This is a genomic window from Massilia sp. NBRC 108631 (assembly GCF_059704565.1).
Genome location: NZ_BAAKJE010000261.1, coordinates 32,412 through 52,016 on the forward strand (window position 1 = coordinate 32,412; position 19,605 = coordinate 52,016).

19 protein-coding genes and 1 tRNA gene are annotated in these 19,605 nt (G+C 65.4%); 15 read left to right on the forward strand and 5 right to left on the reverse strand.

Annotation, left to right across the window (positions count from 1 at the left end; all coding sequences use genetic code 11):
• The first annotated feature begins 69 nt into the window (after positions 1 to 69).
• Positions 70 to 1,008, forward strand: a complete 939-nt coding sequence (locus tag AC6H42_RS28195) for an ion transporter (protein WP_082551705.1) — start codon at positions 70 to 72, stop codon at positions 1,006 to 1,008.
• Here the strand turns inward: AC6H42_RS28195 and AC6H42_RS28200 are convergent.
• Positions 1,005 to 1,856, reverse strand: coding sequence for an oxidoreductase (locus tag AC6H42_RS28200; protein ID WP_057154463.1), 852 nt, complete (start codon positions 1,854 to 1,856; stop codon positions 1,005 to 1,007). The two genes, AC6H42_RS28195 and AC6H42_RS28200, sit on opposite strands and share 4 nt — an antisense overlap.
• A 129-nt stretch (positions 1,857 to 1,985) precedes the next feature.
• On the opposite strand from AC6H42_RS28200, the gene AC6H42_RS28205 reads away from it, so the two are divergent.
• The 5 genes from AC6H42_RS28205 to AC6H42_RS28225 all read left to right on the forward strand — a co-directional run bounded on the left by AC6H42_RS28205 (position 1,986) and on the right by AC6H42_RS28225 (position 7,002).
• The gene (locus AC6H42_RS28205) at positions 1,986 to 2,906 is read left to right on the forward strand and encodes a LysR family transcriptional regulator (RefSeq protein WP_057154464.1); all 921 of its coding nucleotides are present in this window, start codon (positions 1,986 to 1,988) and stop codon (positions 2,904 to 2,906) included.
• 1 nt (position 2,907) lies between these two features.
• On the forward strand, positions 2,908 to 3,816 hold the full coding sequence (locus AC6H42_RS28210; RefSeq protein WP_057154465.1) for a LysR family transcriptional regulator: 909 nt from the start codon (positions 2,908 to 2,910) through the stop codon (positions 3,814 to 3,816).
• A gap of 200 nt (positions 3,817 to 4,016) precedes the next feature.
• Entirely contained in the window at positions 4,017 to 5,249 is a 1,233-nt protein-coding gene (locus AC6H42_RS28215) for a CmpA/NrtA family ABC transporter substrate-binding protein (RefSeq protein WP_057154466.1), read from the forward strand.
• Between the two features lie 9 nt (positions 5,250 to 5,258).
• Positions 5,259 to 6,194 (forward strand): nitrate ABC transporter permease, encoded by a 936-nt coding sequence (gene ntrB / locus AC6H42_RS28220; RefSeq protein ID WP_057154467.1) that lies wholly within the window; start codon positions 5,259 to 5,261, stop codon positions 6,192 to 6,194.
• Position 6,195: 1 nt separating this feature from the next.
• Complete coding sequence (locus tag AC6H42_RS28225; RefSeq protein WP_497549472.1) at positions 6,196 to 7,002, forward strand: ABC transporter ATP-binding protein; 807 nt, start codon at positions 6,196 to 6,198, stop codon at positions 7,000 to 7,002.
• Positions 7,003 to 7,069: 67 nt separating this feature from the next.
• On the opposite strand, the gene tsaD is transcribed toward AC6H42_RS28225, so the two are convergent.
• The gene (gene tsaD / locus AC6H42_RS28230; protein WP_057154470.1) at positions 7,070 to 8,110 is read right to left on the reverse strand and encodes a tRNA (adenosine(37)-N6)-threonylcarbamoyltransferase complex transferase subunit TsaD; all 1,041 of its coding nucleotides are present in this window, start codon (positions 8,108 to 8,110) and stop codon (positions 7,070 to 7,072) included.
• 229 nt (positions 8,111 to 8,339) lie between these two features.
• Here tsaD and AC6H42_RS28235 point away from each other — a divergent pair, with 229 nt between their 5' ends.
• Positions 8,340 to 8,636, forward strand: a complete 297-nt coding sequence (locus tag AC6H42_RS28235; RefSeq protein WP_057154472.1) for a Rieske (2Fe-2S) protein — start codon at positions 8,340 to 8,342, stop codon at positions 8,634 to 8,636.
• 47 nt (positions 8,637 to 8,683) lie between these two features.
• On the opposite strand, the gene AC6H42_RS28240 is transcribed toward AC6H42_RS28235, so the two are convergent.
• Complete coding sequence (locus AC6H42_RS28240; RefSeq protein ID WP_107876522.1) at positions 8,684 to 9,742, reverse strand: 3-deoxy-7-phosphoheptulonate synthase; 1,059 nt, start codon at positions 9,740 to 9,742, stop codon at positions 8,684 to 8,686.
• A gap of 128 nt (positions 9,743 to 9,870) precedes the next feature.
• On the opposite strand from AC6H42_RS28240, the gene ybiB reads away from it, so the two are divergent.
• From ybiB to AC6H42_RS28275, 7 genes are all read left to right on the forward strand, one after another.
• Entirely contained in the window at positions 9,871 to 10,824 is a 954-nt protein-coding gene (gene ybiB, locus AC6H42_RS28245; protein ID WP_057154476.1) for a DNA-binding protein YbiB, read from the forward strand.
• A gap of 72 nt (positions 10,825 to 10,896) precedes the next feature.
• On the forward strand, positions 10,897 to 12,105 hold the full coding sequence (locus AC6H42_RS28250; RefSeq protein ID WP_057154478.1) for a BaiN/RdsA family NAD(P)/FAD-dependent oxidoreductase: 1,209 nt from the start codon (positions 10,897 to 10,899) through the stop codon (positions 12,103 to 12,105).
• Positions 12,106 to 12,297: 192 nt separating this feature from the next.
• Positions 12,298 to 12,510 (forward strand): 30S ribosomal protein S21, encoded by a 213-nt coding sequence (gene rpsU, locus AC6H42_RS28255; protein WP_008451879.1) that lies wholly within the window; start codon positions 12,298 to 12,300, stop codon positions 12,508 to 12,510.
• A 133-nt stretch (positions 12,511 to 12,643) separates the two neighbouring features.
• Entirely contained in the window at positions 12,644 to 13,093 is a 450-nt protein-coding gene (locus AC6H42_RS28260; protein ID WP_057154480.1) for a GatB/YqeY domain-containing protein, read from the forward strand.
• A gap of 89 nt (positions 13,094 to 13,182) precedes the next feature.
• Positions 13,183 to 14,979, forward strand: coding sequence for a DNA primase (dnaG, locus tag AC6H42_RS28265; protein WP_057154482.1), 1,797 nt, complete (start codon positions 13,183 to 13,185; stop codon positions 14,977 to 14,979).
• A gap of 483 nt (positions 14,980 to 15,462) precedes the next feature.
• Complete coding sequence (rpoD, locus tag AC6H42_RS28270) at positions 15,463 to 17,655, forward strand: RNA polymerase sigma factor RpoD (protein WP_229418119.1); 2,193 nt, start codon at positions 15,463 to 15,465, stop codon at positions 17,653 to 17,655.
• Between the two features lie 58 nt (positions 17,656 to 17,713).
• A tRNA-Ile gene (locus AC6H42_RS28275) sits at positions 17,714 to 17,792 on the forward strand.
• A 134-nt stretch (positions 17,793 to 17,926) separates the two neighbouring features.
• On the opposite strand, the gene AC6H42_RS28280 is transcribed toward AC6H42_RS28275, so the two are convergent.
• Positions 17,927 to 18,097 carry a cold shock domain-containing protein gene (locus AC6H42_RS28280; protein ID WP_497549515.1) on the reverse strand — a complete coding sequence of 57 codons (171 nt, stop codon included), beginning with the start codon at positions 18,095 to 18,097 and terminating at the stop codon, positions 17,927 to 17,929.
• A gap of 153 nt (positions 18,098 to 18,250) precedes the next feature.
• Between AC6H42_RS28280 and AC6H42_RS28285 the strand changes: the two genes are divergently transcribed.
• A complete protein-coding gene (locus AC6H42_RS28285; RefSeq protein ID WP_057154486.1) occupies positions 18,251 to 18,523 on the forward strand; it encodes a DUF4242 domain-containing protein in 273 nt (90 codons plus the stop codon).
• Here the strand turns inward: AC6H42_RS28285 and AC6H42_RS28290 are convergent.
• Complete coding sequence (locus tag AC6H42_RS28290; RefSeq protein ID WP_497549473.1) at positions 18,498 to 19,478, reverse strand: alpha/beta fold hydrolase; 981 nt, start codon at positions 19,476 to 19,478, stop codon at positions 18,498 to 18,500. The two genes, AC6H42_RS28285 and AC6H42_RS28290, sit on opposite strands and share 26 nt — an antisense overlap.
• Between the last annotated feature and the right edge of the window lie 127 nt (positions 19,479 to 19,605).

A 19,605-nucleotide genomic window follows, 5' to 3' on the forward strand; every position in this document is an offset into this window, starting at 1 on the left:
CGGCTGTGGTGTGCTTCCAGATGAGTGGGGGCGCGGTATCATGGCCGGATTCCATGCCTGTACTTGACCATGACCCCGACTGAATCGCCGCCCCATGCCGCGCCGGCGCCCGTGAGCGCATCCACCGATCCCCTGCAGCACTACGGCAAGCCGGCCGGCGGCTGGCGCGCGCGCCTGTACGCGGTGATCTTCGAGTCGGATACCTACGCCGGACGCCTGTTCGACCTGGCGCTGATCGGCGCCATCGTGCTGAGCGTGGCGGTAGTGGTGCTGTCGAGCATGGCGCCGGTGGCGCGGAAGCACGGCACGCTGCTGACATGGGCGGAGTGGTTCTTCACGGCGCTGTTTACCGTGGAATACATCGGCCGCCTGCTGTGCGTGCAGCGCCCGCTGCGCTATGCGCGCAGCTTCTTCGGCGTTATCGACCTGCTGGCCGTGCTGCCCAGCTATGCGTCGCTGCTGGTGCCGGGCGCGCATGTGCTGCTCGATATCCGCATCCTGCGCCTGCTGCGCATGTTCCGCATCTTCAAGCTCACCCTGTACATCCAGGAGTACGGCATGCTGGGCCGCGCGCTGATGGCGAGCCGGCGCAAGATCCTGGTGTTCCTGTCGGTGGTGATGATGGTGGTGCTGCTGCTGGGCACGGTGATGTTCCTGGTGGAGGGGCCGCGGCACGGCTATACCAGCATTCCCACCGCTGTCTATTGGGCCATCAGCACCGTCACCACGGTCGGCTTCGGCGACCTGGTGCCGAAGACCGACCTGGGCCGCGCGGTGGCGTCGCTGATGATGCTGCTGGGCTGGGGCATCCTGGCGGTGCCGACCGGCATCATCAGCTCGGAGATCGCCTACCAGCGCAGTACCGGCTACGCGCCGCTGCGGCGCTGCCCGGCTTGCCGCGCCGAAGGCCACGAGGTGCTGGCGCGCTTCTGCAAGGATTGCGGCAGCGCGCTGCCCGTCACGCCGGTCGCCCCGGTCCCGCCACCCCAGCCGGCCCCGCCGCCTTAGGCGGCTTGCTGCTGCACGTCGTCGTGGTCGGTCGACAGCGACAGGCCGATCCATGCGCCCAGCTCCTGCTCGACGAAACGGTTCTTCTCGCGCACCATGCGCACCGTGTCGCTGCCCAGCAGCAGGCGCACCGGCGGCTGCGCCGTGTCGGCCAGCTGCAGCACGGCCAGCGACAGCTTGCGCGGGTCGCCCGGCTGCTTCAGGCTGATGCTGGCGGCCAGCGTGCGCATGGCGCCCACGGTGGCGGCATAGTCGCCCAGCTGCGCGCCGGTGGATACCAGCGAGTTCCCCTCCAGGAACCCGGTGCGGAAGTAGCCCGGCTCGACCACGGTGACGTGGATGCCCAGCGGCCGTACTTCCTCGGCCAGCGCTTCGCTGATGCCTTCCACCGCGAACTTGGTGGAGCCGTACACGCCCCAGCCCGCCGCCGCCGTGTAGCCGCCCACGGACGACATATTGATCACATGGCCGCTGCCTTGCCTGCGCATCTGCGGCAGCACGGCGCGGGTGACGTTGAGCAGGCCGAACACGTTGGTGTCGTACAGCGCGCGCACTTCCTCGGCGCTGGCTTCCTCGACCGCGCCCAGCAGGCCGTAGCCGGCGTTGTTGACCAGCACGTCGATGCGGCCGAAACGCTCCACGGCGGCGCGCGCGGCCAGCACGGCGGCCGCTTCCTGCGTCACGTCCAGGCGCACGGCCAGCAGATTGGGCTGTTCGCCCAGCGCGTCGATGACGGATTGCGGATTGCGGGCGGTGGCGACCACGCTGTCGCCGCGCGCCAGCGCGTCTTTGGCCATCAGGACGCCGAAGCCGCGGGATGCACCGGTAATGAACCATACTTTGGACATGCTGTTCTCCTTGAGAGGGGTGGGGTGTTAATGCAAGCCAGTTTATGCGGGCAGCTCTGCTACACTAGATAGCGTAAAGGCGTTTGATTTTCACGCTTTGGTTGTAAATAAAATGGAACACAGGAGCGCATGGATAAATCCCGCGTCATCACCCTTTTCATCGGCGTTGTCCGCGCAGGCAGCTTCAGCCAGGCGGCGGCCGAGGTGGGGCTGTCGCCGCAGGCGGTCAGCAAGGCGGTGCGGCAGCTGGAGGACAACCTGGGCGTGCGCCTGTTCCACCGCACCACGCGCAGCCTGAGTTTGACGGAGGAGGGCCAGCGCCTGTTCGAGCTGGCCAATCCCGGCCTGCGCCTGCTGGACGAGGCGCTGGAGCAGGTGCGCAACAGCCGGCAGGACATGGACGGCATGATCCGCGTGGCCGCGCCCACGTCCTTCGGCAGCCACCTGCTGATCCCGCTGGTGCGCGACTTCCAGGCGCTGCACCCCGGCGTGCGCTTCGACTTGCTGCTGGAAGACCATTTCACCGACCTGATCGAAGCCAAGATCGACGTCGGCTTCCGGGGCGGCAACCCGCCCGAGCGCAACCTGATCTCGCGCCGCATCGGCGAGCTGGCGCTGCTGGTGTGCGCGGCGCCGGCCTACATTGCCCGCTACGGCGCGCCGCAGAGCGTGGACGACCTGCTGGCGCACCGCTGCACCGGCTTCCGCCAGCCCAACACGGGCCGGCTGATGCCGTGGGAACTGCACGGCGAGGGCGGCACGATCTACAAGGACATCCCCGCCGTGACCAGCTTCAACACCGCCGAAGCCGAAGCCGAAGCGGTGCTGGCCGGCATGGCGATCGGCCAGCTGGCCGGTTACATGGCCGCGCAGCACCTGGCCGCTGGCACGCTGGTGCACCTGCTGCCGTCCACCACGGTGACCAGCGGCGCTATCTATATGTATTACCAGCAGCGCACCCAGATGCCGCAGCGCGTGCGGCTGTTCATCGATTTCGCTTCGGAACGGGCCCCCGGCCTGTTCCCGAAGATCAAACTGCTAAAGAGCTGATATGGACCGTTTGCATGTGATGGGGGTGTTCGTCGCCGTCGGCGAGGAGCAGAGCTTTGCCGGCGGGGCGCGCCGGCTGGGGATGTCGCCGCCGGCTGTCACGCGCGCCATCGCCACGCTGGAGGAGCGCCTCGGCGTGCGCCTGCTGGACCGCAGCACGCGCCATGTGCGCGTCACCGAGGCCGGCCAGCGCTACCTGGACGACGCGCGCCGCATCATCGCCGAGGTGGACGAGGCCGACGAGGCGGCCGCCGGCAGCAACGCCGCGCCGCGCGGCCACTTGTCGGTGACGGCGCCGGTGCTGTTCGGCCGCCAGTACATCACGCCCGGCATCGTCGAGTACCTGCGCCGCTATCCGGGCATGGAGGTCAGCGCCATGTTCGTCGACCGCGTCACCAATATGATGGAGGAGGGTATCGACGTGGCGGTGCGCATCGGCGAGCTGCCCGACTCCAGCTTGCGCGCCGTCACCGTGGGCCAGGTGCGGCGCGTGATCTGCGCCTCGCCCGCCTACCTGGCCGAACACGGCACGCCGTCCAGCCCCGAGGCGCTGGCGCAACACGTCATCGTGATGTCGTCCGGTTCCAGCACACCGCCGGACTGGCGCTTCGCCAACGCCGGCCGCAGCCAGTCGCTGCGCTTCAAGCCGCGCCTGGTGGTCAACAGCAACGACGCGGCCATCGAGGCGGTGCGGCGCGGCTTCGGCATTACCCGCCTGCTGTCCTACCAGGCCGAGGCGCTGCTGGCGTCCGGCGAGCTGACTTTGTTGCTGGAACAGTATGCCACGCCCGGCGTGCCGGTAAGCATCGTGCACCGCGACAGCCGCCAGGGCTCGGCCCGCATCCGCAGTTTTGTCGACCTGATGGCCGGGCGCCTGCGCGCCGAACCCATTTTGGTGCCCTCCGCCTAGCGCTCCGCCGCGCGTGCCGTGTTGCGGTGCGCCTGCTTTTGGTGCGCCGCACAATGTCGGTGCCGAAAATACATTTCTTTCCCCGCCAAGCGGCATAAAGCCCCGTATTTGCGCGTTCCGTGGCCTGGCACAGCTATTGCAAAGCTAGTTGCAGGGCAGGCGTCCGCCTGCCGCAGTTCACAAACTAGCATGGGGATAAGATGGACAGCAAAATCAGCTTGACTCGCCGCAGCCTGTTGAAAGCCGGCGCCGCCACCGCACTCTCCGGCCTTGCCACGCAAGGCGTCTGGGCCGCCGGCTCGGACAAGCCTGAAAAGGAAGAGGTCAAAGTCGGTTTCATCCCGCTCACCGACTGCGCGTCGGTGGTGATGGCGTCCGTGCTGGGCTTCGACAAGAAGTACGGCATCAAGATCGTGCCGAGCAAGGAATCGTCCTGGCCCGGCGTGCGTGACAAGCTGGTCAACGGCGAGCTGGATGCGGCGCACGTGCTGTACGGCCTGGTCTACGGCGTGCACCTGGGCGCGGGCGGCCCCAAAAAAGACATGGCCGTGCTGATGAACCTGAACCACAACGGCCAGGCCATCACGCTGTCCAAAAAGGTGGCCGACAAGGGCGGCGTGGACGGTCCCTCGCTGGCCGCGCTGATGAAGAAAGACCCGCGCGAGTACTCCTTCGCGCAGACCTTCCCCACCGGTACCCACGCCATGTGGCTGTACTACTGGCTGGCCAGCTACGGCATCAATCCGATGAAGGACGCCAAGGTGATCACGGTGCCGCCGCCGCAGATGGTGGCCAATATGCGCATCGGGAACATGGACGGCTTCTGCGTGGGCGAGCCTTGGAACCACCGCGCCATCGTGGACGGCATCGGCATCACCGCCACCACCACCCAGGAGATCTGGCGCGACCACCCGGAAAAGGTGCTGGGCACCAGCGCCGAGTGGGTGAAGAAGTATCCCAATACCGCGCGCGCACTGACCGCCGCCATCCTCGACGCCAGCCGCTGGATCGACGCGTCGCTGTCGAACAAGATGAAGATGGCTGAAACCATCGCCGACAAGTCCTATGTGAACACCTCGGTGGACGTGATCAACCAGCGCATCCTGGGACGCTACCAGAATGGCCTGGGCAAGACCTGGGACGACCCGAACTCGATGAAGTTCTACAACGACGGCTCGGTGAACTTCCCCTACCTGTCGGACGGCATGTGGTTCCTTACGCAGCAAAAGCGCTGGGGCCTGCTCAAGGCCGAGCCGGACTACCTGGCCGTGGCCACGCAGATCAACCAGATCGACGTGTACAAGGACGCTGCCGCCATGGCCAAAGTGGCGGTGCCGAAAGCGCCGCTGCGCAGCGTCAAGCTGATCGACGGCACCACCTGGGACGGCAAGAATCCGAAGGCCTACGCCGATTCATTCAAGATCAAAGCATAAGGAGCAGCCATGAGCGCAGTCCTGCACAATATCGCCGCCGCACCAGCCACAGCCGCCGCAGTGCCTGCGGCCATAGCCGCAGCAGCCAATGACGAGGCGCCGCCCAAGCCGGCGCGCAGCGAGCGCATCGCCGCCAAGGGCATCAAGCTGGAATCGGGCAGCGCGCGCCTGCGGCCCTTCGTGATGAAGTATCTGCCGCCCGTGATCGGCCTGGCGCTGCTGGTGCTGGCGTGGCAGATCCTGGCCGCCAAGAACAGCAGCTTCCCCACGCCCTGGGCCACCTGGGAGGAGGCGGTCAAGCTGTTCTCGGACCCGTTCTACCGCAAGGGGCCGAACGACCAGGGCATAGGCTGGAACGTGCTCGCGTCGCTGCAGCGGGTGGGCATCGGCTTCGGCCTGGCCGCGCTGGTGGGCATCCCGCTTGGCTTCATCATCGGCCGCTTCAAGTTCATGTACGGCATGTTCAGCCCCATCATCAGCTTGCTGAAACCGGTGTCGCCGCTGGCCTGGCTGCCGATCGGCCTGCTGGTTTTCAAGGCCGCCGATCCGGCCGCCATCTGGTCGATCTTTATTTGCTCGATCTGGCCGATGATCATCAACACCGCCGTCGGCGTGCAGCGCGTGCCGCAGGACTACATGAACGTGGCGCGGGTGCTGAGCCTGTCGGAATGGAAGATCGTCACCAAGATCCTGCTGCCGTCCGTCCTGCCCTACATGCTGACCGGCGTGCGGCTGGCCATCGGTACCGCGTGGCTGGTGATCGTCGCGGCCGAAATGCTGACCGGCGGCGTGGGCATCGGCTTCTGGGTCTGGGACGAATGGAACAACCTGAACGTGCCGCACATCCTGATCGCCATCGGCGTGATCGGCATAGTCGGACTGTTGCTGGAATGGGCGCTGGTGTCGCTGGCCCAAGCCTTCACCTACGAACAAGTGGAGAACTGATATGAGCGCGAACAAATTCATCGACATCAGCAACGCCGAGATGGTGTTCAACACCAAGAAGGGCCAGTTCCATGCGCTGGCCAATGTGAACCTGGCGGTGCAGCAGGGCGAATTCATCACGCTGATCGGCCACTCCGGCTGCGGCAAGTCCACCCTGCTCAACCTGATCGCGGGCCTGACCACCGCCACCGGCGGCGTCCTGCTGTGCAACGGCCGCGAGATCGCCGGGCCGTCGCCGGAGCGCGCGGTGGTGTTCCAGAACCATTCGCTGCTGCCGTGGCTGACCTGCTACGAGAACGTCTACCTGGCGGTGGAGCGCGTCTTCAGCGCCAGGGAGAACAGCAAGCAGCTGCAGGAGCGCACCTGGGCCGCGCTGGCGCTGGTGGGCCTGACGGCGGCGGCGGGCAAGCGTCCCCATGAAATTTCGGGCGGCATGAAGCAGCGCGTCGGCATTGCCCGCGCGCTGGCGATGGAGCCCAAAGTGCTGCTGATGGATGAACCGTTCGGTGCGCTGGACGCGCTCACGCGCGCCCACCTGCAGGACGAGCTGCTGCGCATCGTGGCGGCCACCGGTTCAACGGTGGTGATGGTGACCCACGACGTGGACGAGGCGGTGCTGCTGTCGGACCGCATCGTGATGATGACCAACGGCCCTGCGGCGACCATCGGCGACATCGTGCAGGTGCGCCTGGCGCGCCCGCGCGAGCGCCTGGCGCTGGCGCAGGACCCGCTCTACATCGACTACCGCACCAGCGTGCTGGAGTTCCTGTACCACCGCCAGGGACGGCCGGCGCAGAAGGCCGCCTGAGCGCTGCGGCGGGTTGCGGCGTGCCGCCTGGCCCGCCCTGCGTCGGCCAATGCGCGCGGCGCCGTTCTCAAACAACCTTCAGCTCATCCAGCGGCCAGCGCGGGCGCACGTTGAAGGCGTAGTCCTTCTGCGCCGCGTCCGGGTTGATCATCAGGCGCATGGCGCCGGCAAAGGCGATCATGGCGCCGTTGTCGGTGCAGAACTCCAGCTCCGGATAGTAGACCTTGAACTTCTTCTTGGCCGCCGCCGCGTTCAGCGACGCGCGCAGCTGCGCGTTGGCGCCCACGCCGCCGGCGATCACCAGCCGCTTCAGGCCGGTGTGCTTGAGCGCCGACACGCACTTGGCCGTCAGCACCTCCACGATGGCGTCGACAAAGCCGCGCGCGATGTCGGCCTTGTCCTGCTCGCAGATGTTGGCGATCACTTTTTCTTCGTGGTTCTTCACCACCGTCAGCACCGCCGTCTTCAGGCCGGAGAAGCTGAAGTTGAAATCCTTGGTGTGCATCATCGGGCGCGGCAGCTTGTAGGCTGTGGGGTCGCCGAACTCGGCCAGGCGCGAAATGGCCGGGCCGCCCGGATAGCCCAGGCCCAGCAGCTTGGCCGACTTGTCGAACGCTTCGCCGGCCGCGTCGTCCAGCGTCTCGCCCAGCAGGGTGTACTGGCCCACGCCGTCTACCCGCATCAGCTGCGTGTGGCCGCCCGACACCAGCAGCGCGATGAAGGGGAACGCCGGCGGCTGCGAGGCCAGCAGCGGCGACAGCAAATGGCCCTCCAGGTGGTGCACGCCCAGCACCGGCTTGTCCAGCGCCATGCCCAGGCTGCAGGCGATCGACGAGCCCACCAGCAGCGCGCCGGCCAGGCCGGGCCCTTGCGTGTAGGCGATGGCGTCGATGTCGGCCAGCTGCTTGCCGGCGCCCGTCAGCGACTGCTCCAGCAGCGGGATGGCGCGCCGGATATGGTCGCGCGAGGCCAGCTCGGGCACCACGCCGCCGTACTCCTCGTGCATGGCGACCTGGGAATACAGGGCATGGGAAAGCAGGCCGCGCTCGGTGTCATACAGCGCCAGGCCGGTTTCGTCACAGGAAGATTCAACGCCGAGAACGATCATTGGAACAGTGCAAAGTGAAAGGGGAATCCGCCATTGTAATGGAAAGCGCGCCCGGCCCGCACCAAAGGGGCCCGCGCCGCACCGCCGCAGGGCGCACGGCCAAGCAGCCTGAGCCGCATTCCCGCACCTTCGGGGTCAGACCCCGAAGGTGCGGGAATGCGGCTCAGCTTGCCAAGGCTGGCATCGGTCTTGCTTCATCGGAAACATGCAACCCGAAGGAGCCTGAACCATGGCTGAGTATTGGAAACTGATCTGCAAGCTGAAAGACATCCCGCCGCAGGGCATGCGCCTGGTGCCGCGCGGGCTGGCGTGGCAGGAGCTGCCCGGCGTGGCGGTGATACGCACGCTGGACGACCAGGTCTTCGCCATCCTCGACGGCGGCGCGCGCCATTACGCCGTCAAGCTGGAGGAGGGCAAGATTTTCCTGGACCTGAATGAACTGAACGCCCCGGCCAGCCGTGCGGAAGCGGCGTTGGCGGGGGCGTTCGGGGTTGCCCCGCACGTGGGGGCGAATTCCTGGACCTAGGGCGGGTGGGGCGGGTTGGCGGCCAAGCCGCGTCACCCGCCGCCCCGTCACGGACGCTTCAGCAGCTCCGCGTGCGCCTTGCGCAGCATGTCGGCCGTGGTGTCCCAGTCGATGCAGCCGTCGGTCACCGAGCAGCCGTACTTCAGCTCGCTCAGGTCGGCCGGGATCTTCTGGTTGCCGGCCACGATGTTCGACTCGATCATCACGCCCACCAGCGACTGGTTGCCGTGCGTGATCTGGTTGACCACGTCCGTCATCACCAGCGGCTGCAGTTCCGGTTTCTTGTAGCTGTTGGCGTGCGAGCAGTCCACCACCACGTTGGCCGGCAGCTTGGCCTTGGCCAGCGCCTGCTCGGCAATCGCCACCGACACCGAATCGTAGTTCGGGCGGCCGTCGCCGCCGCGCAGCACCACGTGGCCGTAGGCGTTGCCGCGGGTGCGCACGATGGACACATTGCCTTCGCTGTTAATGCCGAGGAAGGCGTGCGGATTGGCGGCCGACAAAATCGCATTGATGGCGATGCCGATGTCGCCGTCGGTGCCGTTCTTGAAGCCGACCGGGGTCGACAGGCCGGACGACATTTCGCGGTGCGTCTGCGACTCGGTGGTGCGGGCGCCGATCGCGGTCCACGCGATCAGGTCGCCCAGGTACTGCGGAGAGATCGGGTCGAGCGCCTCCGTCGCGGTCGGCAGGCCCAGTTCGCACACGTCCAGCAGGAACTGGCGCGCCTTTTCCATGCCCACGTCCACGCGGAAGGAGTCGTCCATGTCCGGATCGTTGATATAGCCCTTCCAGCCGGTGGTGGTGCGCGGCTTCTCGAAATACACGCGCATGACCAGCAGCATGGTGTCGGCCACTTCGGCCTGCAGCGCCTTGAGGCGGCGCGCATAGTCCAGGCCCGCCACCGGGTCGTGGATGGAGCAGGGGCCGACCACGACAAACAGGCGCTTGTCCTTGCGGTCCAGGATGGCGCGCAGGTCGGCGCGGCCCTGCATCACGGTGGCCGACGCGGCGTCGGTCAGCGGCAGTTTCGCGTGCAGCGCCGTCGGGGTCGGCATGGACGCGAAGTTGGTAACGTTTACGTTTTCGATATCTGGCGAGATCATGATTCGGTGCCTCAACTCTGTATTTTGATCAGGGGGACCTGTAAGTGTAGCCGAAATGCAGGATCGCTGCGGGCCGGCGCTGCATTGCAGCAATCGCGCCGCGGCAAGCCTTGGTGTAAGCTTCCCGCATGAGCACACATCCCACTCCCTACCCGGCCGCGCATTTCATCAAGGAAATCGGACGCGGCAAAAAAGGGGCGCGCAGCATGACGCGCGCCGACGCCAACGAACTGTATCAAGCCATCCTGGACGGACGCGTGTCCGACCTGGAACTGGGCGGCATCCTGCTGGCCATGCGTATCAAGGGCGAATCGGTGGACGAGATCGCCGGTTTCCTGGACGCGGCCGAAGCCTCGTTCACGCCGCTGCGGGCGCCGGCCGGCGCCTGTGCGCCGGTGCTGATCCCCACCTACAACGGCGCCCGCAAGATGGCCAACCTGACCCCGCTGCTGGCGCTGCTGCTGGCGCGCGACGGCGTGCCGGTGCTGGTGCACGGCGTGGCGCACGACCTGGGCCGCGTGGCCACGGCCGAGGTGTTCGCCGAACTGGGCATCCACGCCGCGCGCGGCCACGCCGAAGCCGAGGCGGCGCTGGCGGCCGGCAAGGTGGCCTTCATCACCATCGACGCGCTGGCGCCCAAGCTGGCCCATATGCTGTCGCTGCGCCGCATCCTGGGCGTGCGCAACTCCACCCACACGCTGGTGAAGATGATGCAGCCGTTCGCCGGACCGGCGCTGCGGCTGGTGTCCTACACCCACCCCGAGTACCTGGAAATGCTGGGCGAATACTTCAGCACGGCGGCCGCCCCCGCCCGCGGCGACGCCTTCCTGATGCGCGGCACGGAAGGCGAGACCGTGGCCAACGCCAACAAGGGCCAGCGCATCGACTGGTTCCACGGCGGCGAGCGCACCGTGCTGGTGGAAAAGCAGCTCACGGCCGAGCAGGAAGTGGTGCTGCCCGAAGACAAGAGCGCGGCCGCCACCGCCGCCTGGATCGCTGCCGTGCTGCGCGGCGACATCGCCGTGCCGGCCTCCATCGCCGAGCAGGTGGCGCAGTGCGCCAGGGTGGCGCGCAGCCTGTGACGGCAGGCGCCCCCGCCGGTGCCGTCCCCGTCAGGGTACAATGGCCGGTTTTGAAGCGGAATCGGAGCAGTTATGGCGAAATTTGATGTGGCAGTGATCGGCGCGGGCGCGGCGGGAATGATGTGCGCGGCCGAGGCCGCCAAACGCGGGCGCCGCGTGGTGCTGATCGACCATGCCGCCAAGCTGGCCGAGAAAATCCGCATTTCCGGCGGCGGGCGCTGCAATTTCACCAATATCAACGCCGGCCCGGCCAATTTCCTGTCCGAGAACCCGCACTTCTGCAAAAGCGCGCTGTCGCGCTACACCCCGTCCGACTTCGTGGCGCTGGTCAGGAAGTACCGCATCGCCTTCCACGAGAAGCACCGCGGCCAGCTGTTCTGCGACGACTCGGCCGAGCGCATCATCGACATGCTGAAGGCCGAATGCGCGGCCGGCGACGTGCACTGGCGCATGCCCTCCAAGGTCGGCAGCGTCGAACAGCTGGACGACGGCAGCTTTTTCCTCGTCACCGACACCGGCGACATCGAATGCGACAGCGTGGTGATCGCCACCGGCGGCCTGTCGATTCCGAAGATCGGCGCCTCCGCCTTCGGCTACCAGGTCGCCGAGCAGTTCGGCCTGCGCATGGTGGCGCCGCGCCCGGCGCTGGTGCCGCTGACCTTCGACGCCGACACCTGGGCGCCGTTCGCCCCGCTGTCCGGCATCTCGCTGGAAGTGGACGTGGAGACCGGCACGCTGAAGGGCCGCAATCCGGACGGCGCCCGTTTCCGCGAAGACTTGCTGTTTACCCACCGCGGCCTGTCCGGCCCGGCCATCCTGCAGATCTCCAGTTTCTGGCAGCCGGGCGCGCCCATTGTCATCAACCTGCTGCCGGAAATGGACGTGGCCCAGGCGCTGATCGAGGGCAAGCAGACCGTCAAGAAGCAGCTCGGCAACGTGCTGGCGCAATGGCTGCCGGCCCGCCTGGCCGAAGGCTTGCTGCAGCTGCACGGCCTGGCCGGCGACACCCGCCTGGCCGACATGCAGGACGCCACGCTGCGCAAGCTCGGCGCGGCCATCAACCACTGGACCATCACCCCCAACGGGTCCGAAGGCTACCGCAAGGCCGAGGTGACCCGGGGCGGGGTGGATACGCGCGAACTGTCGCAGCAGACCATGATGGCCACCCGGGTGCCGGGCCTGTACTTCATCGGCGAAGCGGTGGACGTGACCGGGTGGCTGGGCGGCTACAATTTCCAGTGGGCCTGGGCTTCGGGTGTGGCGGCCGGCCAGGCAGTCTGATATCATTGCATTCCCGGCGTGTGCTTTCCGCCCGGAGTCAGATGTTGGCAGGACGAAAAGGTTGCTCAAAAACAGACAGTTTCCATGTGAAACTGGCCTGGCGAGCCGGTTTTCCGTCCAAAGGTCTTCCCAATTTGGCCGAATACTGCTAATATCTTTATCTTCCTAAAATCTAACGGTTTGAATTTTTACATGACCACTATCCGCCTTAAAGAAAACGAGCCGTTCGAAGTCGCCATGCGTCGCTTCAAGCGCACCATCGAAAAAACCGGCCTGCTGACCGAACTGCGCGCACGCGAGTTCTACGAGAAGCCAACCGCAGAGCGCAAGCGCAAGCTGGCAGCTGCCGTGAAGCGTCACTACAAGCGCATCCGCAGCCAGCAACTGCCTAAGAAACTGTTCTAAGACTGATTCTTCAGGATAGCCCGGCAGTACGGCGTCGCGCCGCGGGGTGTCCTGTCCAGTCGCATACCCGCTCCGGTTCGCCGCAGCGGGTTTTCGCATTTTTGCGCCACATTTTTCCCTGTGAGGAACGAGCATGAGCTTAAAACAACAGATTTCCGATGACATGAAAGCCGCCATGCGCGCCAAGGAAGCCGGCAAGCTGGCCACCATCCGCCTGATGCTGGCCGAGATCAAGCGCAAGGAAGTGGACGAGCAGATCGACGTGACGGACGAGCAGGTGGTGGCCATCATCGACAAGATGGTCAAGCAGCGCAAGGACTCGATCACCCAGTTCGAAGCCGGCGGCCGCCAGGACCTGGCCGACATTGAAAAAGCCGAGCTGGTGGTGCTGCTGGCCTACAAGCCGGCCGGCCTGTCGGACGAGGTGGTGGCTGCCGAAGTGGCTGCCGCCGTGGCCGCTTCCGGCGCCGCCGGTCCGCAGGACATGGGCAAGGTCATGGCCATCCTCAAGCCCAAGCTGGCCGGCAAGGCCGACATGGCCGTGGTGTCGGGCCTGATCAAAAAAGCGCTGACCCCAGCCTAAGCGTTTCCGGCCGCCGCGCCGCTTGATCCGCATCAAGCCGGATCCGGGCGCGGCGGTATAGCCTCTGATGTAGAACAAGACTGATCGCCGTGATACCTCAATCCTTTATCTCCGATCTATTGAACCGCGTCGACATCGTGGACGTGGTCGGGCGCTATGTGCAGCTCAAGAAGGGCGGCGCCAACTACATGGGCCTGTGCCCCTTCCATAACGAAAAATCCCCCAGTTTCACGGTCAGCCCGACCAAGCAGTTCTACCACTGCTTCGGCTGCGGCGCGCACGGCACCTCGATCGGCTTCATGATCGAATATTCCGGCATGGGCTTCGTCGACGCCGTCAAGGAGCTGGCGCAGAACTGCGGCATGGTGGTGCCCGAGCAGGACGACAAGATCCCGCCGGCCCAGCGCGCCCAGATGCAGGCCCAGAGCATGGCGCTGTCCGAAGCCATGAGCCGCGCGGCCGACTACTACAAGTCCCAGCTGCGCTCGGCGCCCAACGCCATCGGCTACCTGAAAAGCCGCGGCCTGACCGGCGAGATCGCGGCCCGCTTCGCGCTCGGCTTCGCCCCCAACGGCTGGGACAACCTGCGGACCGTGTTCCCCGACTACGAGGCGCTGGCCCTGGTCGAGGCCGGCCTGGTGATCGACCGCGTCGACGAGGAAGGCAACCACCGCAAGCGCTACGACCGTTTCCGCGAGCGCGTGATGTTCCCCATCCGCAACACCAAGGGCCAGGTGATCGCCTTCGGCGGCCGCATCATGGAGCAGGGCGAACCGAAGTACTTGAATTCTCCCGAAACGCCTTTATTTTCCAAGGGTCACGAGCTGTACGGCCTGTTCGAAGCGCGCCAGGCCATCCGCGACGCGGGCTACGTGCTGGTGACGGAGGGCTATATGGATGTGGTGGCGCTGGCGCAAATGGGCTTCCCGCAGTCGGTGGCGACCCTGGGCACGGCTTGCACCAGCACCCATGTGCAGAAATTGTTGCGTCAAACTGACACGGTGATCTTCAGTTTCGACGGCGACAAGGCCGGCCGCCGCGCCGCCCAGCGCGCGCTGGAAGCCTGCCTGCCGCATGTGTCGGACAACAAGACCATCAAGTTCCTGTTCCTGCCGGCCGAGCACGACCCGGACAGCTATATCCGCGAATATGGCGCCCCGGCCTTCGAGCAGCAGGTGCACGAAGCCATGCCGCTGTCGCAGTTCCTGCTGCGGGTGGTGTCGGCCGAGCATGACCTGGGCGAGCCGGAAGGGCGCGCCCGCGTGCAGTTCGAGGCCAAGCCGCTGCTGCAGGCCATGACGCCGTCGGCGCTGCGCCTGCAGATCGTGCGCGGCCTGGCGACCATGACGCAGAGCAGCCCGGGCGAGATCGAGCAGCTGTATGAATTGAGCAAGCCGGTGGCCGAAGTGCGCAAGGCGCCGCAGCGCAGCAGCCGGCCGCAGCCGGTGGGCCTGGAGCTGCAGATCGTGCGGCACCTGGTGGCGCATCCGCCGCTGGCCTTCACGATAGACGAGGCCGGCCTGGCCGCCTTCGCCAACTTCGGCGACGAGTCGGCCGAGCGGCTGTACCAGCTGATCGCGGCCGCCATCGCGCTGGGGCCGCAAGGCAGCTTCGCGGCGCTGGCGCAGCATTTGAAGGAGCAGGGCAGCGAGTACGACGGCATCATCAGCGAGATTGCCGCCGAGCCGGAATCGGATTTCGAGGCCATCAAGACGTATCTGAGCAGCGCCATCCGCCAGATCCGCCGCGACGCGCTGAAGGCCGAGCTGGCACAGTTGTTCGCATCGAACTTGTCGTCCAGCGAAATTGGTGTACGCTACCGTGAAATTACTGCCATGCAAGATCAATTGGCGCGGGAGGATGAAGCGGCGCTGTCGGCCCGCTAGCGCGCCCGGCTTCCCCTATGAGCGCACGCCCGGGGGGCTCTGGAAATTGTAAAGTGGCGTGCTATAATAAAACGCTAAGTATTCAGTGCTTAGCTTTGGTGTTTCAGTTTGGAATTCTGTTTGTTTTCAGTAAGTTAGGCTCTTGATCGGTGCGGCGCTGGGATGATGCGCGCCACATCGGCGGCCGGGGCCGGAGTTTGGCCGGATGGCGCTATATGCAACCGCTCAGGTGCAGCGCCTGCCACCGGACATTCGTGGATCTAGCCCCCTTGCGCTGTCTACAGTAGAATTTCTGCCGAGCACGGTCCCGGGTTTGGACCGGCAGCGGCGGTTTCCTGTTTGCGCAGGGAGCCAGAAGGTGTAAGTATTCGTAGCATTGTTGCAAGAACTTTATCCTAACCCGTAAAGCAAGTCGTTGTGTAATCGAAAGCGCCTGTGCCAACAAAGAAACCTGAATCCAAAGCGGCTGTAAAGCCGAGCCAAGTGACCGCCAAGGCCGCCAAAACGGCCGACAAACCGGAGACGCGTGTTACCAGCACGCCGCCGGCGGTCAGCCAGACCACGGATGCCGCCACCCTGGCTGCCATCGACACTTCCGGCTACGTGCTGCCTTCCGTGAAGGTGCCGGGCCGTCGCGGCCGCAAGCCGAAGGAATTCCAGCCCGAAAACGACGAAGTCGCCGCGCTGAATGCGGTCGAGCGCGCCGAATTGAAAGCGGTCGACAAGGCCAAGGCCAAGGACCGCAAGGCCAAGGAAAAGGCGCTGCTGAAGGACGCCTTCTCGTCCGACACGGAAGCGACCGAGGAAGAGCTCGAGCGCCGCCGCCAGAAACTCAAGACCCTGATCAAGTTCGGCAAGGAACGCGGTTTCCTCACCTACGCCGAGATCAACGACCACCTGCCCGAGAACATCGTCGATCCGGAAGCGATCGAAGGCATCATCGGCACCTTCAACGACATGGGCATCGCCGTCTACGAGCACGCGCCGGACGCCGAGACGCTGCTGCTGTCGGACAACGTGGCCACCATCGCCAGCGACGACGAAGCCGAGGCGGCCGCCGAAGCGGCGCTGTCCACGGTAGACTCCGACTTCGGCCGCACCACCGACCCGGTGCGCATGTATATGCGCGAGATGGGCTCGGTCGAGCTGCTCACGCGCGAAGGCGAAATCGAGATCGCCAAGCGCATCGAGGACGGCCTGAAAGACATGATCCAGGCCATTTCCGCCTGCCCGGTGACGATCGCCGAGATCATCGCCGCCTCCGACCGCATCCGTAACGACGAGATCAAGATCGACGAGATCGTCGACGGCCTGGTTGACGAGAGCGAAGGCGAGCCGGCGCCGGCCGCCGCCGCCTCGGAGGAAGAGGACGAGGACGAGGAAGAAGAAGCCGAGGAAGAAGAGGAAGAGGAAGAAGCCGCCAGCCCGTCGGGCGCGGCCGGCTACTCGGCCGAACAGCTGGAGCAGATGAAGCAGGCTGCGCTGGAAAAGTTCGACATGATCTCGCAGCAGTTCGACAAGATGCGCCGCGCCTTCGAGAAGGACGGCTACAACTCGAAAGCCTACGTCAAGGCGCAGGAAGCGATCTCCTTCGAGCTGCTGGGCATCCGCTTCACCGCCAAGGTGGTGGAAAAGCTGTGCGACACCCTGCGCGGCCAGGTGGACGAAGTGCGCCACATCGAGAAGCAGATCCTGGACGTGGCGGTGAACAAGTGCGGCATGCCGCGCGCCCACTTCATCAAGGTCTTCCCGGGCAATGAAACCAACCTGGAATGGGTGGACGGCGAAGTGTCCGCGGGGCATGCCTACAGCGCCATCCTGGGCCGCAACATCCCCACCATCAAGGAACTGCAGCAGCGCCTGATCGACTTGCAGGCGCGCGTGGTGCTGCCGCTGCCGGACCTGCGCAACATCAACCGCCAGATGGCGGCCGGCGAAATGAAAGCGCGCAAGGCCAAGCGCGAAATGACCGAGGCCAACCTGCGCCTGGTCATTTCCATCGCCAAGAAGTACACCAACCGCGGCCTGCAGTTCCTCGACCTGATCCAGGAAGGCAACATCGGCCTGATGAAGGCGGTCGACAAGTTCGAATACCGCCGCGGCTACAAGTTCTCGACCTACGCCACGTGGTGGATCCGGCAGGCCATCACGCGCTCGATCGCCGACCAGGCGCGCACCATCCGCATCCCGGTGCACATGATCGAGACCATCAACAAGATGAACCGCATCTCGCGCCAGATCCTGCAGGAAACGGGCGCCGAGCCCGATCCGGCCACGCTGGCCATCAAGATGGAAATGCCGGAAGACAAGATCCGCAAGATCATGAAGATCGCGAAAGAACCGATCTCCATGGAAACGCCGATCGGCGACGACGACGATTCCCATCTGGGCGACTTCATCGAGGACAACAACACCCTGGCCCCGTCCGACGCGGCGCTGCACGCGTCCATGCGCGGCGTGGTCAAGGATGTGCTGGACTCGCTGACGCCGCGCGAAGCGAAGGTGCTGCGCATGCGTTTCGGCATTGAAATGTCGACCGACCATACCTTGGAAGAAGTCGGCAAGCAGTTCGACGTGACGCGCGAGCGCATCCGCCAGATCGAAGCGAAAGCGCTGCGCAAGCTGCGCCATCCCTCGCGCTCCGACAAGCTGAAAAGCTTCTTGGAAGGCAACTAGGCACTTGACGACAGCCCGCGCAGCGCCTATGCTGCCGGGTCGTTGTAGTATCAGTTTCGGGCCCTTAGCTCATGCTTGGTTAGAGCAGAGGACTCATAATCCTTTGGTGCGCGGTTCGACTCCGCGAGGGCCTACCAATTAAGAACGCCAACCCTGCGGGGTTGGCTTTTTTTATTCCTGAGCCTGGTGCTCCGACCCTGACAGACGTATGAAAGCCCGCGCGGCGGGCTTGCTGATTCAAGACGCATGACTTCACCGATCACCCCGGCAATCAGCCGGGTATCATCGGAGGCCTGCGCCCCGCGCTATCGGCCCGGTGCCGCAGGCACATTATCTTGAAGCCGGTCGACTGGATGCCGCCGAAATGGGCGTACAGGTCAGCGCCGGCTGCGTCCGGCATGATGAGGCCGAAGCCTTTGGCATCGTTGAACCATTTAACGATACGGTTTGTTGAATGCTGATGATGCTTCCTTCAATTAATTTCCGATCCTGCCTGCCGGAATTGCCGCCGCCAGCTGATTGACATTTCCCTGCTTTGGGATAGGCTGAGATGGTCTCTGCTGCATTCCGATTGCCAATCAAGAGGAGTGACGAAATGCCTAAATATGTCATCGAACGCGAAATTCCCGGGGCTGGCAAGCTCACCAGGCCGGAACTGAAGGCAATTTCCGAGAAGTCCTGCAACGTGCTGGGCGAACTGGGTCCGACCATACAGTGGGTCCACAGCTATGTGACCGACGACAAGATCTACTGCATCTACAACGCACCCAACGAGGAGATGGTGCGCGAGCATGCGAAACGCGGCGGCTTTCCTGCCAACAGCGTCGCGCAAGTGCGGGAAATCATCGACCCGACGACGGCTGAATAGCGGCGTCCGCCGGCGCGGCGCCCAGCTTGCGCATGAAGGCGCCCGTCAGCTTGGCCACCTCGTCCAGCCTGGTGTCCATCACGAAGTGCCCGCCATCGAGAATGTGTACTTCCGCCGACGGATTGTCGCGGCGGAAGGCGTGCGCGCCGGGTACGGTGAAGGCCAGGTCGTGCTTGCCCCACACGACCAGCGTCGGCAGCTGGCGCTGTTTCAGCCACGCCTGCCAGGCCGGATAGGCAGCCAGGTTGCTCTGGTAGTCGAAGATCAGGTCGGCCTGGATTCTGGCCTGGCCGGGCCGGTTCAGGTAGGCGTACTCGTCCATCCACAAGTCCGGGTCGTAAGCCTCCACATTCGGGTCGTCGCCGATGTGGCGCGCGCGCGTGGCCGCCACTGACTGGTGCACGGCGATCACGTCCTTCTCGTAGGCTGCGCGGTCGGCCCAGAACGGCTTGCGCTTGGCCCACATCGCGCCCAGTCCTTCTTCATACACATTCCCGTTCTGGAACACCAGGCCCTGGATCGCGGCGGGGCGGGCCATGGCCATGCGCATGCCGACCGGGGCGCCGTAGTCCTGCATCAGCAGCACGTAGCGGGTGGCGCCCACCGCGTCGGTGAACCTCTGCATCACCGCCGCCAGGTGCGCGAATGTGTAGGCGAAGCTGGCCGGGTCGGGCGCGTCGCTGTTGCCGAAGCCGGGGTAGTCCGGTGCGATCAGATGGTACTGGTCTCCCAGCTTGCGCAGCAGGCCGTCGTACATGCGCGATGAGCTGGGTACGCCGTGCAGCAGCACGATGGTGGGCTTGCTGGCGTCGCCGGCCTCGCGGTAGGCAATGTTGACGCCGTCCACGGCAACCGTGCGGTAGGCCACCGGCGCGGCTTGCGCGGCGGCGGGGGTGATGGTGGCGCCAAATGCCAGTGCTGCCGCCGCCAGCGCGGCGCCTGAAGAATTGTTCATGTCGGTCTCCGGGTTAAGTGGTGCGGCCACTGTAGCGGCGGTGCGCGCGGCCAGCCAGATGGCGCGGCGCAATGGATAGTTTCGCGGCGCGGAATTGCGGTCAGCGTAACAGTGAGTTGCGCTGCGC

Bases quoted from the DNA above. Each gene is read 5' to 3' on its own strand.
- AC6H42_RS28235 (WP_057154472.1), top strand. From the start codon at position 8,340: ATGGCTGAGTATTGGAAACTGATCTGCAAGCTGAAAGACATCCCGCCG.
- ntrB (WP_057154467.1), top strand. From the start codon at position 5,259: ATGAGCGCAGTCCTGCACAATATCGCCGCCGCACCAGCCACAGCCGCC.
- AC6H42_RS28200 (WP_057154463.1), bottom strand. From the start codon at position 1,856: ATGTCCAAAGTATGGTTCATTACCGGTGCATCCCGCGGCTTCGGCGTC.
- AC6H42_RS28195 (WP_082551705.1), top strand. From the start codon at position 70: ATGACCCCGACTGAATCGCCGCCCCATGCCGCGCCGGCGCCCGTGAGC.
- AC6H42_RS28250 (WP_057154478.1), top strand. From the start codon at position 10,897: ATGGCGAAATTTGATGTGGCAGTGATCGGCGCGGGCGCGGCGGGAATG.
- AC6H42_RS28210 (WP_057154465.1), top strand. From the start codon at position 2,908: ATGGACCGTTTGCATGTGATGGGGGTGTTCGTCGCCGTCGGCGAGGAG.
- AC6H42_RS28225 (WP_497549472.1), top strand. From the start codon at position 6,196: ATGAGCGCGAACAAATTCATCGACATCAGCAACGCCGAGATGGTGTTC.
- AC6H42_RS28290 (WP_497549473.1), bottom strand. From the start codon at position 19,478: ATGAACAATTCTTCAGGCGCCGCGCTGGCGGCGGCAGCACTGGCATTT.
- AC6H42_RS28205 (WP_057154464.1), top strand. From the start codon at position 1,986: ATGGATAAATCCCGCGTCATCACCCTTTTCATCGGCGTTGTCCGCGCA.
- rpsU (WP_008451879.1), top strand. From the start codon at position 12,298: ATGACCACTATCCGCCTTAAAGAAAACGAGCCGTTCGAAGTCGCCATG.
- AC6H42_RS28260 (WP_057154480.1), top strand. From the start codon at position 12,644: ATGAGCTTAAAACAACAGATTTCCGATGACATGAAAGCCGCCATGCGC.
- AC6H42_RS28240 (WP_107876522.1), bottom strand. From the start codon at position 9,742: ATGATCTCGCCAGATATCGAAAACGTAAACGTTACCAACTTCGCGTCC.
- ybiB (WP_057154476.1), top strand. From the start codon at position 9,871: ATGAGCACACATCCCACTCCCTACCCGGCCGCGCATTTCATCAAGGAA.
- tsaD (WP_057154470.1), bottom strand. From the start codon at position 8,110: ATGATCGTTCTCGGCGTTGAATCTTCCTGTGACGAAACCGGCCTGGCG.
- AC6H42_RS28215 (WP_057154466.1), top strand. From the start codon at position 4,017: ATGGACAGCAAAATCAGCTTGACTCGCCGCAGCCTGTTGAAAGCCGGC.
- AC6H42_RS28285 (WP_057154486.1), top strand. From the start codon at position 18,251: ATGCCTAAATATGTCATCGAACGCGAAATTCCCGGGGCTGGCAAGCTC.